Origin of the sequence: Staphylococcus sp. Y174-1, assembly GCF_049897865.1 — a bacterium.
Classification (GTDB): domain Bacteria; phylum Bacillota; class Bacilli; order Staphylococcales; family Staphylococcaceae; genus Staphylococcus; species Staphylococcus saprophyticus.
This window is the reverse complement of the sequence record NZ_JAFCXB010000001.1, coordinates 378,883-394,661: the sequence shown is the minus strand read 5'-3', so window position 1 is coordinate 394,661 and position 15,779 is coordinate 378,883. Positions and strand designations below refer to the sequence as shown.

Sequence of the window (15,779 nt, the reverse complement as noted above, 5' to 3'; positions counted from 1 at the left end):
AATGAGCTGGGATTGAATCATTTAGATTAATCCCAGCAACAAATGATACCTTATTATTTTAATATATTTTAATCGTGCTACTCAAATGTTAAAGTAATTAAAATTTTAACCATTCGGTATATTCCTCGTATAAATCATCAAAAACGGATAATGAAATAGTATAATGCCCTTGTGTTTCTATATAATCTGACAGTATATGAAAGTCTTTTTCATGTTTTGGAAAAGATAAATCATCAAATATTTCTTCTGCTAATTCACCTTTTTCATCTTTACGCCCACGTGCTGTAAGGGCAAAATGATAAAATGAATGGTCTTTCATTAGTTCATTGTCACATCAACAATTTTAGTTTCACCTTTAGTCACAGTTGTTACATCAGCCACTGAAATAGATGCTGTGTTGTCAGAATTTGTGATAATAATTGGTGAAACAACTGATTTTGCATTTTCTTTTATATAGTCTAAATCAAATTTTAATAATGGGTCTCCAACGTTAACAACGTCGCCACTTTCAACTAGAATGTCAAAGCCTTCACCATCTAATTGCACGGTATCAAGACCAATATGAACAAGTAATTCTAGGCCATTTTCAGCTTTTAATCCAATAGCATGTTTCGTTGGGAAAACATTATCTACCTTACCATCGATTGGTGAAACAACTTCACCTTCTGTTGGATTTATACCAAAGCCTTCACCCATCATTTTTTGAGCAAATACTGGATCTGGTATATCTTCGATTTTTACATATTCCCCAGTAATTGGTGCATAAATCGCGCTTTCTTTATTGACCTCTTTGCCTTTACCAAATAATTTTTTAAACATAATATGTTCGCTCCTTATTTTTCAAAATGTGGTATTAAATCTCCATATCCTAGTTCTTCTAATTTTTCATATGGTATAAATTGTACAGCTGCTGAATTAATGCAATATCTCAGACCGCCGCTTTCTTTTGGTCCGTCATTGAATACGTGACCTAAATGGCTATTTGCATCTTCAGAACGTACTTCAGTGCGCACCATGCCAAATGTTTTGTCGACTAATTCAACGATTTCTTCATCGGCTAATGCCTTAGAAAAACTTGGCCAACCACAATCTGATTCGAATTTTTCTTCAGAAGTGAATAATGGTTTACCTGAAATTTTATCAACGTAAATACCTTTTTCAAAGTGGTTCCAGTATTCGTTTTGAAATGGCGGTTCTGTACCATTTTCTTGTGTAACTAAATACTCCATTTCATTTAAATCATTTTTATTCTTTTTAATCATTTTGTTTCCCCCAATGCTTTTCTATAAAATTTTTCCGACCTGATCCACGTTGATACTGTTCATAATGCAATGGATTCTTTTTATAGTAATCCTGATGATAAGTTTCAGCTGGATAAAAGTTTTTATATGGTTTAATGGGTGTAATGACAGGTTTGTTAAAGATACCTTGTTCATTTAATTGTTGAATTTTAGCTTCGGCTGCTTTTTTCTGATTTTCATCATGATAAAAAATAGCAGGCTCATAATGTTCTCCACGATCAAAAAATTGACCACCGTTATCAGTAGGATCAAACGTTTTGAAATAAACGTCTAATATATTTTCGAAGGAAGTAATTTCTGAGTTATAAGTAATTTGGACTGCCTCGACATGCCCAGTTTGATTTGTACTTACACTTTCATAAGTTGGGTTATCTGTATGTCCACCACTATAACCAGAAATAACATTTTCGATACCAGGATATGAAGTGAATGGTTTAACTAAACACCAAAAACATCCTCCTGCTAATGTCGCATAAGCCATAATATACCTCCTATATCTATTTTGTCATAAAGTTACCATTATTTTAAGCGATTTGCTATGAAACTGTTTATATATTAAATAAGACCAATTTCATTTTGAGTATAGTCATAGCGCGCTTTGAAGTAGTACTTTATGATCGTAATACGACTAAACCGATAGCACCTTGTCCTGTATGTGTTGAAATGATAGGTGTTGTAACGTTCGTGTCGAATTTTGTAAAGTTGAACTCTTCTGAAAAATGTTTTTTTACTTTGTCTACGAATTCAATAATATTTGCATGTGCAATACCGATAGATTTTACATTTTTATCACCGATAAACGCGCTCACTTCTTTTTTGAGGAACTGAACACTTGCATTTTGAGTTCGAGAATTATGAATTAATTCAATCTTTCCGTCTTCGAGTGTTCCGATTGGTTTGATTTTCATCATATTACCAATTAAACCTTTCGTTTTGCTAATACGTCCGCCTTTAATTAATTGGTTTAATTGTCCTATAACAACATAAAGTTTAATGTTTTTTTGTAGTTCAACAATGTTTTCAACGATTTCATTTGTTGATAGTCCAGTATTATTCCAATCAACAATGTGTTGCACTTGGTAACCTAAACCAAAAGAAATAGACTTAGAATCAATGACAGTAACTTTACTATCAGTCATTTCGCTAGCTTGCAGTGCAGTCTGATAAGTTCCACTTAAACCTGATGTCATATGAATGCTTATGATTTCAGAACCATCTTCGCCTAGTTCATCGTATAATTCAATGAACTTACCGATAGCAGGTTGACTTGTTTTAGTATCAGCATTTTCTTCCAGTTTTTGAATATATTCTTCCGACGATATATCTATTTGGTCAATGTAGGATTCACCATCAATTGTTAAATTAAGAGGTATCACATGAATATTATTTTCATTTAAATATTCATGTGATAAATCAGATGTTGAATCAGTAACAATTTTCTTTTTTATCATAAATTTCCTCCTATGAAGTTCCCTTACGGATTAAATGTAAAAAGGTATGAGGAATCGTATTTTTTTCATCCAATACACCTTTATTTGATGATGCGACTTCCCAGTCTTTAAATGTATATGGTGGGAAAAAAGTATCACCGTTATATTTATCTTCAATAACAGTAATATACATATCATCAACCTTATCTATCATTTCTTCAAATAAGGACTGGCCACCAAATATAAAAACATGGCCAGGTAAGTTGTAGATTTCTTCGAAAGAATGGATAACATCCACACCCTCTGGTTTAAATGATTTATTTCTAGTTAACACAACATTTCTTCTATTAGGAAGAGGTTTCCCGATAGATTCAAATGTTGCACGACCCATGACAAGCGTATTTCCAGTAGTTAACGACTTAACGTGCTTTAAATCACTAGGTAAATGCCAAGGCAATTGGTTATTTACGCCAATAACCCGTTGTTGATCATGGGCTACAAGTATTGAAAGTGTCATAATGTTCCTCCTAATATTGAAATGAAAACAGTTTAATATGAAACACAAAGTGCATTATATAATAAATTATTGATGTTTTTAAGTCACTTCCCATTTAAACTGCGATGGGTGCTTTAATCGCTGGATGTGATTCATAATCAACAATTTCTAAATCCTCGTAATCAATATCAAAAATAGAGGCATCTGAATTGATATTAAGTGTTGGTGGATTATAGCTTTCTCGTGCTAATTGTGTCTCAATAGCTTCGATATGATTAGAGTATATATGTGCATCGCCAAAGGTGTGTACAAATTCTCCAACTTCAAGGCCACATTCTTTCGCGATGAGGTGAGTTAATAAACTATAACTTGCGATGTTAAAAGGAACCCCTAAAAAGATGTCTGCACTTCTTTGGTATAATTGACAACTTAATTTGCCATCTTGAACATAAAACTGAAACATTGTATGACAAGGTGGTAACGCCATTGTATCAATTTCTGTTGGATTCCATGCAGATACGATATGACGTCTTGAATTAGGATTCGTTTTAATTTGATTGATCACCGTTTTTAATTGATCATAATGATTACCATATTTATCTTCCCAATCACGCCATTGTTTACCATAAACATTACCTAAATCACCATATTTTTTAGCAAAATCATCATCATTTAAAATACGTTTTTTAAATTGGTTCATTTCGTCTTTATAGATTAGGTTAAAGGACTCGTCTTTTTGTGCCCTATGGCCAAAATCAGTCATGTCGGGTCCGTTATAGTCTTTGGATTGAACAAATTTTTCGAATGCCCACTCATTCCAAATGTTGTTATTATATTGAAGTAAATACTTAATATTTGTATCTCCTTTGATAAACCATAAGAGCTCTGTAGCAATTAATTTAAATGATACTTTTTTAGTTGTTAGTAATGGGAAGCCTTTTGATAAATCAAACCTCAGTTGGTGACCAAATTTTGAGATGGTTCCAGTATTTGTGCGATCATTCTTTTGTTTACCGATTTCTAAAATTTCTTCACATAATTGATGATACGCTTGATCAAAAGCATTTAACATTTAATCCACTCCTTCCAAAATTAATTTTATTTGTATCTTATTGGATAATTGTTATAAGTTAAAGGATTTAACATTAATTATGTAAAAATAATGTACTTTGAGTAAATTATACATCATTTTTTGTAAACGTTATACGCGTTAGTACTTATTTTTATGGAATAAATGCCAACTTACTATATCTTATTGGCTTGTTTAGACACAGTAAGTTGGCATAATGACCATTTAATGAATTTTTACGCTATGTTATTCAATACGATTTAAAAGCGATATTTATATAACCATACGAACCATTTAGCAGTAATCGTCAAATGCGTCTTTAATGTCCATACAAATATCTTGAATATCTCTACCTTCAATGTGTTCACGAGGTATAAAATGTTTCAATTCTTGTCCTTTGAAAAGCGCATAGGATGGACTAGATGGAACCTGTTGGATATAATCACGCATTGTTGCAGTAGCTTCTTTATCTTGACCTGCGAATACTGTTACTTTATTTGTAGGTTTTTTATCATTTTGTTCTACAACTGTAACAGCCGCTGGTCTTGCTAAACCAGCTGCACAACCACATGTTGAATTAATAACAACAAATGTTGTATCGTCACTACCCACATTTGTCATAAAGTTAGATACTTCATCTGCGGTTTCTAAACTTTTGAAATCACGTCCAGTTAATTCACTACGCATTTGAGTTGCAAGTTCATTCATGTATGCTTCATATGCATTCATTTAAAACACTCCTTTATAAATTCATATCATCAAATTATTACGATTTATTTCTATTAGCAATTTGTTTCCACACAGAACCTAATGCTTCATCACCATTTTCAATTCTTGCTATTGCCATTTCTATTTGAAGTTTAACTTCATATGCAGGGTCATTTTCATGTGTGCGAAGTGCATCAAGTTGTTCAGGACCGCCTTCATCAAATATAAACATAGCAGCTCGCCATCTTACTATTTTATGGGGATCATCTAATGCTTTTTCCATTTCAGGCAAAGCTTGTTTGAATCCTAAATCGCTTAAACAATCACCAGCTGTTCTTCTGACTGCTGGACTTTTATCATGTAATCCTTTAAATAAATAAGGTAATACTGCTTTATCTTCTATCATACCAAGCAACACGATCGCTTCACGTCTTAATGGTGTTTTCTCTTCTTCACTAACAGCATCACCTAATAATGGGAAATCTCTTTCTGTTGGTGTTGGGAAAGCTTTTAACATTCTTAAGCGTTCTTTCCAATCATCAGTTGCTTGATAAGTCTCAAGCGTCACATGTTGGTATTTTTTTTCAGGAATAACGACATCTGTATTTAAAGCATTTTCTACAAGATGGTTTAAATCTTTTTCAGGATAAAGTGCTAGGATTTCTTCAGTGACTTCAGACATAATATCATCTAATTCACCATAACGTATACCTAAGTCTTCCCATTTACGTTGGAAAACGATATTGTCATCATCTTTTTGAGCTGCAAGCATACTATCAATATACACTTCAGGTAATTGCTTACGTTTTTCTTCAGTACTAGAAGTAAGTTTAACCTGGTATGGGATCCCTTTGAACTCAAGTACTTCTGCCCTAACTTCGCCAAAGTGTTCATCTGGTGCTGGTGTAACAATAGATTCAGATTCGTCGCTTAATGTTGCTGTTACTTTAGGTAATAAAACTTCCCAATCATATTTGGGCTTTTTATCTACAGCTAAAAAATCCATAACGTAAAATATAGATTTCACACCATCAACTGCTAATACATCATTGATAAACTTGGGCTGATTATCAAGAATAGTTGTATACGTATTTGACTTATTATCTTTTCTTTTCTCATTCAAAACAATTTTCATTGTGTTGGGACTGGGCGTTGGTTCGACACGTACAATTTCCATTCAGAAAACTCCTTTTTATATTTCTTCTAAGGTTTTAGTTACTTCAGGTAATAGTGTTTCCCACTCATAGTCCGCCTTTTTATCTACGGAGATAAAATTCATTGCTTGGAAAATAGATTTTATTCCTTCGATTTGTAAAATATCGTTAATAAACTCAGGTTGATTATCTTTTACTGCAGTAAAGGTATTCGGTTTGTAATCTTCACCTGATAATTGTAAAACGATTTTCATTGTATTTGGGTTTGGTGTTTGTGATACTTCTAAAATATCCATAATAAAATGCCTCCTAATTATTGTAACTCATTTCCTAATTGTTTAATTTCTTTGCCGATTGAACATTCATTTATACAAAAATGATGTGCTTGTGTTTTACCTTCTGACTTTCTTATATGATGTTTGAGTAAACATGATTTGCAATAAGTGTTCATTAAATCATCTATTGAAGCCATAGCTTCTTTTTCAGAATAAGTAAGAATGTTTGTCACGCTCCTATATTACTTAAAATATCATATTTCTATCGATTGATTCATTTTATAATGTTTTGACACTTGAAAACATTATATCATTTGTAACTAGGATTGTTTAATCTTTAAATTTATGAAAATAGATATTCAACTTTTTATGTACGATATGAATAAACACACTTGTATTTTTAATTTTTTCTGATAAAATTACTTAGTTGTTTATTTTGCGGTTTCTAAACTCCCGCATTATCAAAATTTAGGAGGAATTTAAATTGTTTAACGAAATATTTGGTGTACTAACATTTTTAGTTACCTTTTTATTATTAGTAGCTATGTATCGCTTGTTTGGGAAACAGGGATTAATCGCATGGATTGCAATTGGAACTGTACTTGCTAATATCCAAGTTCTTAAAACAATCGACATATTTACTATTTCAGCAACATTAGGTAATGTAATGTTTGCTTCTATATATCTTGCCACAGATATTTTAAATGATATTTATGGTAGAAAAGTTGCAAAGCGTGCAGTCTGGATTGGCTTTAGTTCAACACTTGTTATGATTATCGTAATGCAAATGTCGCTGCATTTTACACCATCATCTATTGATACTTCGCAAGGTGCGTTGGAATCAATATTTAATCTTGTGCCAAGAATTGCATTGGGATCAGTGGTTGCCTATATAATCGGACAACATTTAGATGTACTACTCTTCTCGTTAATAAAAAAAGTGTTTAGCTCAGATAAAACATTTATCATTAGAGCATATGGTAGTACGATCATAAGTAACATAATCGACACTGCTTTATTTGTAACCATTGCATTTTATGGTTCAATGCCAAATGCAGCAGTATTTGAAATTTTTATTACTACGTATCTATTGAAAGTAATCTCAACGATATTTAATGTACCATTTGGTTACTGGGCGAAATCCATGTATCGTAAAGGAAAATTAGTAAATTAGATGAAGGTTATTAAAAACTCTGAAATTGGTTAAATGCCAATTTCAGAGTTTTTATTATTTAAACTAGCAGTGATTTGATTTTTAAGAAAATCAAAAGTAAGATAACCATCGCAATCTTGGAAGTGTCCATTATGATGCAGTTCGACTGTTTCTGTATTTAATTGTTGAGATAATCGGTTTGTTGCATTTATGTCGACAATTGGGTCATTATCTCCACCTATGGTCATGATATGTTGCGCATTAATATTTTCAAATTGTACTTGTGTTTGATTGATAAATTGATTCAATTCAGGGAGATTGTGTAAAGGTTCATTGAAACCTGAAATTAAAAACAGCCCTTTTATATTACTAAATACCTCTACTTTTGATAAATAATTTAAAACGGTAACCACACCCAGGCTATGAGCAACAATGATAGAATCTTTATCGAGTTTATGATTTAAACTATGTTGAATTGCGCTGTCCCAAGCATCTAAATCGGGGTCATTAGTATTTGGTAAATACACGATTTCAGTATGATAATCATAGGATTTCATCTGTGTTGCTAACCATTCAAACCAATGACTTTCGGTGCTAGCTTGGTAACCATGTATGATGAACATATTTTTCAATATAACAGCCTCCTTTAATTCCGACCTTTATAGTATGTTATTTATTATACATCACCTTACGTCAAAATGTCTAAATATCCGATTAGTATCGTTTCACTTATATAGAACAAGTACCATTTGTTTGGTAGTATAAATGTAAATATAGTTATAAGGATGATATGAATGGCGAAAATATATTTTGATGCTGCTACAGCTGGCAACCCTGGTGAAAGTGCCAGTGCAGTTGTCATTATCACAGAAGAAGAACGATTTCATTACACGAAATCATTGGGTCAAATGGATAACCATAGTGCTGAATGGGCATCGTTTCAGTTCGCGTTGGAATGTGCTATAGCACATAATATAACAACTGGCCTTGTATATACGGATTCTAAACTTATCGAAGATAGTTTTAATAGAGGGAATGTAAAAAATGAAAAATTCAAATCTTACTATAATAAAATTATAAAATTAGAACAAAAATTTGAATTACTCTTTGTTCGTTGGGTACCGAGAAACCAAAATAAAGAAGCGAATCATCATGCAAAACAAAGTTTATATCAAATAACCAAACATAACAAAAAATCATAACGCTATCTAAAGCTACTACAAAGAAGCGGTTATGAATCGAAAAACGAGACTGAGACATTAATAGTTGCCTCAGTCTCGTTTTTAAATAAAGAAATAACTGTATAATCTTGCACTTTATCATCTTATTTGTCGATTCAAAAAATGAGTTAGGTTTGTAAATTTTTAAATTAGCCAGCTTTAATCATTTGGTGCAAAAAAACATTTTCTATCAAAATCTTTTCCTGTGTCTTGCCTACTACATTATTCACATTGTTATTGATAGTTAAATTATGAATTTAACTGAAATGTGTGGATAGATATTTACCAGAAACATACAACTCATGTTCTTTACATATATTAAGAATTTTAGTAAGTTCTGTTCCAAATTGCATCTTATCCAGCAAATCGACTGTATTTAGAGGCACTTTGGTATGAATTTCTGCTAATGTTTTTGACAATTTAAGGTTATCGATATTAGCTTCGATTTTAGTTCTTTGACCTGGTGTTAATTGATCTAATGCATTTAAAACAGATTCTACAGACCCGTGATTTTGAATGAGTTTAATTGCTGTTTTTTCACCAATCCCTTTCACACCTGGATAACCATCAGCTGTGTCTCCCATAAATGCTTTGACATCGATTAATTGTAAAGGATTCAACCCGTATTCACTTTGAAAACGATCTAAAGTATAACGGTTATAAATATTAAAGCCTTTTTTAGTTAGCCATATTTCTACATTAGGATTAATACATTGCAAAATATCTTTATCACCTGTTACGACATAAACTTGATTTTGATCAGAATATTGTTGTGCAAGTGTACCGATAACATCATCAGCTTCATAATTTTGAACGCCAATATTTACAAATCCAAATTGATTAGAAACTTCTTTGACATAGTCAAATTGTGGAATCAATTCTTCTGGTGGTGCAGGTCTATTTTGTTTATATCCATCAAACATATCATTTCTAAATGTTGATTTACCCATATCCCAGCACACTGCGACATGAGAAGGCTGTATTTCATTGATAGCGGTAAACACATGGCGAACAAATCCTTGAACACCATTTGTAGGTATACCTGATGAATTTCTCATAAATTGTTTATGCAAACTTGTTGCAAAGAAGTGGCGAAATAATAAAGCCATGCCGTCTATTAGTAATATTTTTTTGGTCATATTGTGTCCTCTTTCTATTTTTACAATAATGCTTTTAATTTTTCGTTTGTTTCTTGTAATTGTTTAATAAGAGCGTCGTCCATTTCAAATGCTAATAGTTCTTGAATTTGATGATGCGCTTCTTTTTCTAATGTTTTGAATTTAGTTTCAGCATTGTAATCCATTGTAGAGACAATGTCGCTCATTGCTTGTCTTAAATTTGCAATACAAGGTGCTAAAAGTGCTATGGTTTCGTGTGTGATTTGTTCTTGAATCGCACTTTGAGATTTAGGTTGCAAAATCGTTTTCTTAGTTAAACCTTTTGGTAAAGCATTGAGCATGGTTTCTAAATCAATTTTTAAATAAGGGTCATCAAGTTCAATCATTTCTTGACTAAACTCAGGTTGTATAAATACATGTACTTGTTCAAGCTTTTGTTTTAATGGTGCAATCTCTGCATATACTTGTTCATGAAAATACTTCTTGATACGTTCTACTAAAAGGGACTGTTCTAAATATAGACGTTGGTGAATCTGATCTAAGTAAATTTTGGTTGATTGACGTTTTTCATCATTAAAATTACTATTTTTTGTCATTTGTCCATTGTAAATAGATTTAACCTCGTCTTGTAATTGTAGTTTTAATCGTTCATTTAAATGGTATAGTTGATCTTCTACTTCATTTGATGTGCGTTGTTCAGCAATTTGTAATATATTATTGTTGAAAATTGAAGAATTTTTATATTCTTGTAGCTTTTGTTTTCTTTGTTCAATTTGTTTTTTATTATTGTTAAATTCTTCAATCATTTGCTCATAAGCTTCAGAAATATTTTTTAATTGATTTAACATTTGTTGCTGTAAGATATCTTTGGATTCGATTTGAGTAAAGTGCTGAATACTGTCTTGAAGGCGTTTGATACCCTCATTGCCTGATTTCAGTGCTTCTCTACTTGATACTGCAAAAATATCTGAATCCATATTGACTTGACTTAAAGCATCACCGACATACTCAATAACAGCATTTAAATCCTCTTCCGTTTCTGCTAAATCAGTAGCATTGACAATCATTTTAAAGGCCTGATTTTCGTTCAATTGATTCATTTCTTTCATATGTTCAATAAAACGTTTATCATTTTCCGTAAATGAATGATTAAAATAACTAACATAGAGTATTAAATCGGAAGAAGTTAGTACTTTTTCTGTCTCATTCGTATGACGCTGATTATTTGAATGTAAACCTAATGAATCTACTATAATTTTATCTTTCAACCATTCTAAAGGTATATTTAGATGAACTGTATTAACAAACGTTGCATATTCATCCTCTGCACTCCACTTTTTAATTTCATCTTGTGCAATCGTATGTGTTTGCCCATCTTTGAGCATGTCTTGGTACATATCGTAATGCTTTTCAACAGCGTTCACAAAAGCTAACTTATTTTTCTCTAATGTTGCTTTCAATTTATTCGTGTTTTTAGATAGAAAATCTTCAATTGTTTTAAATGTTTTATTTTCTACTTCAAACACATGATTTAATTCTTCTAATAATTGTTTAGAGGATTTTAATGTGATTTGGCTTTCATGACCATAAGTTAATTCGGTCATTGCAGCTGTCGTTGGGTTGGGCGAACTCACTAAGTATGCATCTCCTAAGAGTGCATTGATTAAACTACTTTTACCTGCACTAAATGTGCCAAAAACACCAATTTTTATTATTTTCTTATCTAATCTCTTAAGCGTTTCTTCTATATCTGATTTTGTTTGTTCGAATAATGGTACATCTTTTATGGTATTCAAGGCATTTTTAATATTTTGAGTATTATTGGAATGCTTCTGCTGTTTACTTACATCAGATTTTGTTTGTTTCTTTAGATTAGTTTTGTTGTTTTTCGGTGTGAAAGTAATTTCTTTTCTATCTATCAATTTATCAAGAGAATCGTCCATGTGAATATAGTAATGCATATAGTTTTGTGTTTCTAATGACTCTCTTAAGCTACGCATTTCTATAAACTTCTCATAATCATTGTAATCATCTGCTTGTTCTGTACCAATATCATTAGCTTGCGCATGGCTTATAGCTTTTTTAAATAATGGATCTGATGCTTTAGCAATATGTTGTTTAAGTGCTTTCATCAAATCGTCGCAGAAAGTTAATACATATTGATTACTAATCGTTATTTGCATTTGATATAAATCGTTAATCAATGATGAAGGGATAGTGTAATGTTGATTTAAAATCTCATCATTTATATCAGATGAATTGATGAATCTCGTTAAAAATGACATATCTTCTCTTAATGGTTGTCGTATTTCTTGATTAACTTTATCTTGTAAGTGTTCTAAGACTGTAGTTAATCGTCGTTGTTGTTCTTCTTCTGTCTTTTTCTTTTTATTAAATAATCCGCCAACACTAAAATCTTTTGTGCGACTTTCTAAGTATATTCTGATTTTTTCTCTTGTGTCATGCGTCATGATATAAGCATTATCGATGATTGCTTTTCTCTTTTGCTTTAAAAAATCATATAATTCTTCAGGATTGTTTAGCAGTTTGGCTTCTTCACTAACTACTTGATGTTGTTTGAAATTAAGATAAGCTTGATCAAAATCCGCTTCATTAATATCTAACTTATCTAGTAAATCCTGAATTTCATATTGTACATAAGATAATTGTTCGTTAGTAATAAATTTAACAATGCGTTCTACATAAGCAGCTATAGATTCACGATGCGTATCTTTCTCTATTAAATAATTAGAAAGTGACGTGATTTCATTATGCTCATGTTCATATTTTGAAACGTAAAATGTTTGATCTAGGTCGATTTCCCACTCATTGATGGATTTATCTACACGACGCTTAAATGTTTCGAAACTAATTTCTTCTTCATTATGCTTATCTATCTGATTTATCACAAATACGACTGGTACACCTGCTTGATTAAGTTGTTTCATAAACTGAAAGTTTAATGATGATTGTACGTGATTATAATCTACAGTATAAAATAATATATTACTTGTATACATAAATTCTTCAGTGCTAGATTGGTGCGTTGCAACATTTGAATCTACCCCAGGTGTATCTTGTAATGTGAAGCCTTTATTAAACTTAGTTGATGGAAATTTAATTTCAACAGATTCTACATCGAAATTCTCGCGATTCATTTGTTTCACTTCATCGTAGTTATTTAAGATTGTGTATTGTTGATGGCTTAAATTAGCAATGATACCAGGTTGTTCAGCAACAGATACAATTGCGGTATTACTAGTAGTTGGTACAGGTGAGCTTGGTAAAATACTTTCTTCTAATAACAAATTGATTAATGTGGATTTACCAGCCGAGAAGTGACCAACAAATGTCGCTGTATATTGTTCTAAAAACATCTTTTTAATAACCTGATTGATAATGTGAACCAGTCTATCGTTTTTAGATTTTTCTACTTCTTTTTTTAATTTATATAAAATATCGAGTTGCTCAGTATTAGACATCTTTCGTATCCCCTTTATTACTTATATGTAATTAATCCTTATTGTATAACAAATGATTGCATGTCTAAAGTAAGTATTTGAAATTAAATTGTTTCATTGCAAATTTTATCAAACAACTTAGAACTTTTTTGAAGTTAATTAGCATTAGTCATTGAATAAATAATTACTTAAAGTGACAGTCTATATTTTTATGCACCATATTCAATTTATGGCATTACAAAATTATTTATTGTCATGCTAACTACACCATATTTTAAATATATTCACTTTACATCTCAAAACAACAGGGGGCATTTGTTTATGCACCCTGCTTTTAACATTGGATATCATAGCTATATAAGAAAAGGCTATTTTGTTGAACTATAAATAACACCTTTTTTAAGTATCTTAATTATCCACTGTATTTTATTATGAAATAATTTAGTGCAAATGAATGACTAGGCATAACTTACATATGATTATAATGATAGGTCACTAGTTCGAAAAATTGTTGCATATCATATCCCCATTTCCCATAATAAGCGATAGGATCAACATGTGTCGTACCTCCCCAATACTGTCTTACTGCATTATGACTAATGATTGTACCTATCCACTTATTCTTATCTGCAAAGCTAGGGGTCAAACCATTTTGTTTTAACATATATGCAGCAAGCCACGGATGAATTTCTTTGTTATCTACAAATGCATGTACAAAGGCAATTTTATATGTGTCATACATCCGATCAACCCATTGTTGTAGCGTTCGATTATCTTCGCCTACTTCATGAATGACAACACCTTTATAAGTACCATATTTATATGGCAATTTAGGAAGTGTATTCATTCTACTGTCCTTTATCACGTTTGAGTGATTTATATTATTTTGAATTATATATTGATTGACATCGGGGTAATTAATAAGTGTTGAAGTATCTTTATTTTGGGAAGGCTGATTCGCATTTAGTAATGTATCATTTATTTTAGTAGTTTGTGTCATCACAGTAGAATGAGACTCATTAAAATTTAATAACGGACTTGTGGCATAAGTAGCAGGAGCGAAAATAACTGACGTTAAAATTAGGGAGACAAACAGCAAAAATATTTTTAACATAGAATAAAAATCCTTTCGATTTTTTGAAATAAAAAAATATTGTACAATACAATAATTATAATACTCCAAAAAACCATGACTACAAGTGTATTATTCCACCTTGAAAACGCTAGATATAAAATTATGTGTATTCATGCGCTCTGTCGTTGCAATAAATCTGGACTTGCATGGAATTCGACAAATTAGTGAATTTAAAGATGTTGAAGTAGCAGTGAAAATGCTACGACTTCAATAAGTTAATATTTAAAATTATAATCATGCGCTAAGGATGGTTTAAACATAAAAAAACTGAAACATTAATTTATGTCTCAGTCTTTTTTATCAATTTATTAAGTTATTAGTAATTATGCATGTGCTTTAGCTTGAATCATAATTATTTTAAAATTGACTTATTCTACTTCCATCTAGGTTTGTCAAAATCAGTATTGGGTTTATTAATCCCTATATTATCTCTTGAATAAAGGGCTGGATCTTTAGCAATTTGTACTGCAATGGCTGCCACACTCTTTCTAGAAACTTCTGTCCCTTTAAAAGGTTCATCTTTTTTGGTGATTTCATAATCGATTTCGTTCGTATGTGTTAACCAGGCAGGTCTAAAAATAGTGTAATCTAAATCAGATTGTTCAATGATATCGGCTGCTTTCCTATAAATTACTAAATAATCACTAATTTGATCTTGTACCCATAATCCGAAATTCCCTGGTACTTCATTATATATACCAATGGAAGTAACGAAAATAAGTCTTTTGACATTATTTACATTCATTGCATCTACAATGGTCTGTGCTTCTTTATCTAATTCACCAGATAACGAAGCTAAAACGATATCAACGTCTTCCATAGCACGATTTACATCTTCAAAATTTGTTGCGTCACCTTCTCTAACGCGTATACGATCAGAAGCGTAATCAGGTAATCGATTTGCATCTCTTAAAAATAAGCGCAAAGTATAGGAAGTGTTTTCTAAAAATGAATTGATCGCCGCTTTAGAAACAGCACCATTAGCTCCCAATATTAATACTTTAGTCATTTAATCACTCCATTTCTTTTATTGTAATACGAGATATGTTGTCCATATTGTTTATAAGATATTTTTAGGTTCGTTTATATTATAATTATAAATGCTTGAAAGTTCACATTTTCTGTTTAATGACACTTCATAGTACTCACAATATTATAGTTATCCTATTTCTAACTACTTAAACGTAATCAATGAATTCGATTGTATACGCTTAGATTTTAAGGTATTAAAAAAGCCTCTTATTCGCAACGACGAACAG

General features: G+C 31.3%; 17 protein-coding genes and 1 pseudogene. 2 read left to right on the top strand and 16 right to left on the bottom strand.

Translation table 11 applies throughout. The features are described 5' to 3' along the window. Positions 1-97 precede the first annotated feature (97 nt). The 11 genes from ACP7BT_RS02080 to ACP7BT_RS02030 all read right to left on the bottom strand — a co-directional run bounded on the left by ACP7BT_RS02080 (position 98) and on the right by ACP7BT_RS02030 (position 6,666). Positions 98-319, bottom strand: coding sequence for a YozE family protein (locus ACP7BT_RS02080; protein WP_002483292.1), 222 nt, complete (start codon positions 317-319; stop codon positions 98-100). Then, positions 319-819, bottom strand: a complete 501-nt coding sequence (locus ACP7BT_RS02075) for a PTS sugar transporter subunit IIA (RefSeq protein ID WP_002483291.1) — start codon at positions 817-819, stop codon at positions 319-321. Before ACP7BT_RS02075 ends, ACP7BT_RS02080 begins: the two co-directional genes overlap by 1 nt. A 14-nt stretch (positions 820-833) precedes the next feature. Continuing rightward, a complete protein-coding gene (gene msrB, locus ACP7BT_RS02070) occupies positions 834-1,262 on the bottom strand; it encodes a peptide-methionine (R)-S-oxide reductase MsrB (RefSeq protein WP_002483290.1) in 429 nt (142 codons plus the stop codon). Continuing rightward, the gene (msrA, locus tag ACP7BT_RS02065) at positions 1,255-1,782 is read right to left on the bottom strand and encodes a peptide-methionine (S)-S-oxide reductase MsrA (protein ID WP_041080673.1); all 528 of its coding nucleotides are present in this window, start codon (positions 1,780-1,782) and stop codon (positions 1,255-1,257) included. Before msrA ends, msrB begins: the two co-directional genes overlap by 8 nt. A gap of 130 nt (positions 1,783-1,912) precedes the next feature. After that, positions 1,913-2,752 (bottom strand): DegV family protein, encoded by an 840-nt coding sequence (locus ACP7BT_RS02060; protein WP_002483288.1) that lies wholly within the window; start codon positions 2,750-2,752, stop codon positions 1,913-1,915. A gap of 10 nt (positions 2,753-2,762) precedes the next feature. Further along, a complete protein-coding gene (locus ACP7BT_RS02055; protein ID WP_002483287.1) occupies positions 2,763-3,248 on the bottom strand; it encodes a dihydrofolate reductase in 486 nt (161 codons plus the stop codon). Between the two features lie 94 nt (positions 3,249-3,342). After that, complete coding sequence (locus tag ACP7BT_RS02050; protein WP_011303096.1) at positions 3,343-4,299, bottom strand: thymidylate synthase; 957 nt, start codon at positions 4,297-4,299, stop codon at positions 3,343-3,345. Positions 4,300-4,590: 291 nt separating this feature from the next. Then, a complete protein-coding gene (gene brxA, locus ACP7BT_RS02045; protein ID WP_002483285.1) occupies positions 4,591-5,025 on the bottom strand; it encodes a bacilliredoxin BrxA in 435 nt (144 codons plus the stop codon). 37 nt (positions 5,026-5,062) lie between these two features. Then, positions 5,063-6,181, bottom strand: a complete 1,119-nt coding sequence (locus ACP7BT_RS02040; protein ID WP_002483284.1) for a conserved virulence factor C family protein — start codon at positions 6,179-6,181, stop codon at positions 5,063-5,065. A 15-nt stretch (positions 6,182-6,196) separates the two neighbouring features. Next, on the bottom strand, positions 6,197-6,454 hold the full coding sequence (locus ACP7BT_RS02035; RefSeq protein ID WP_002483283.1) for a NifU N-terminal domain-containing protein: 258 nt from the start codon (positions 6,452-6,454) through the stop codon (positions 6,197-6,199). 17 nt (positions 6,455-6,471) lie between these two features. After that, entirely contained in the window at positions 6,472-6,666 is a 195-nt protein-coding gene (locus ACP7BT_RS02030; protein WP_011303093.1) for a zinc-finger domain-containing protein, read from the bottom strand. A 251-nt stretch (positions 6,667-6,917) separates the two neighbouring features. Between ACP7BT_RS02030 and ACP7BT_RS02025 the strand changes: the two are divergent. After that, positions 6,918-7,621, top strand: a pseudogene (locus tag ACP7BT_RS02025) (queuosine precursor transporter). A 15-nt stretch (positions 7,622-7,636) separates the two neighbouring features. Here ACP7BT_RS02025 and ACP7BT_RS02020 read toward each other — a convergent pair. Further along, on the bottom strand, positions 7,637-8,218 hold the full coding sequence (locus ACP7BT_RS02020; RefSeq protein WP_037538426.1) for an RBBP9/YdeN family alpha/beta hydrolase: 582 nt from the start codon (positions 8,216-8,218) through the stop codon (positions 7,637-7,639). 162 nt (positions 8,219-8,380) lie between these two features. On the opposite strand from ACP7BT_RS02020, the gene ACP7BT_RS02015 reads away from it, so the two are divergent. Then, positions 8,381-8,788 carry a ribonuclease HI family protein gene (locus tag ACP7BT_RS02015; RefSeq protein WP_041080672.1) on the top strand — a complete coding sequence of 136 codons (408 nt, stop codon included), beginning with the start codon at positions 8,381-8,383 and terminating at the stop codon, positions 8,786-8,788. A 275-nt stretch (positions 8,789-9,063) separates the two neighbouring features. Here ACP7BT_RS02015 and ACP7BT_RS02010 read toward each other — a convergent pair whose 3' ends face one another. The 4 genes from ACP7BT_RS02010 to ACP7BT_RS01995 all read right to left on the bottom strand — a co-directional run bounded on the left by ACP7BT_RS02010 (position 9,064) and on the right by ACP7BT_RS01995 (position 15,529). After that, entirely contained in the window at positions 9,064-9,945 is an 882-nt protein-coding gene (locus tag ACP7BT_RS02010) for a 5'-3' exonuclease (RefSeq protein ID WP_011303091.1), read from the bottom strand. Between the two features lie 20 nt (positions 9,946-9,965). Beyond that, positions 9,966-13,406, bottom strand: a complete 3,441-nt coding sequence (locus ACP7BT_RS02005; RefSeq protein WP_002483278.1) for a dynamin family protein — start codon at positions 13,404-13,406, stop codon at positions 9,966-9,968. Between the two features lie 448 nt (positions 13,407-13,854). Then, positions 13,855-14,499 (bottom strand): autolysin, encoded by a 645-nt coding sequence (locus tag ACP7BT_RS02000; RefSeq protein WP_037538424.1) that lies wholly within the window; start codon positions 14,497-14,499, stop codon positions 13,855-13,857. A gap of 394 nt (positions 14,500-14,893) precedes the next feature. Continuing rightward, complete coding sequence (locus ACP7BT_RS01995) at positions 14,894-15,529, bottom strand: SDR family oxidoreductase (protein ID WP_041080669.1); 636 nt, start codon at positions 15,527-15,529, stop codon at positions 14,894-14,896. Positions 15,530-15,779 lie beyond the last annotated feature (250 nt).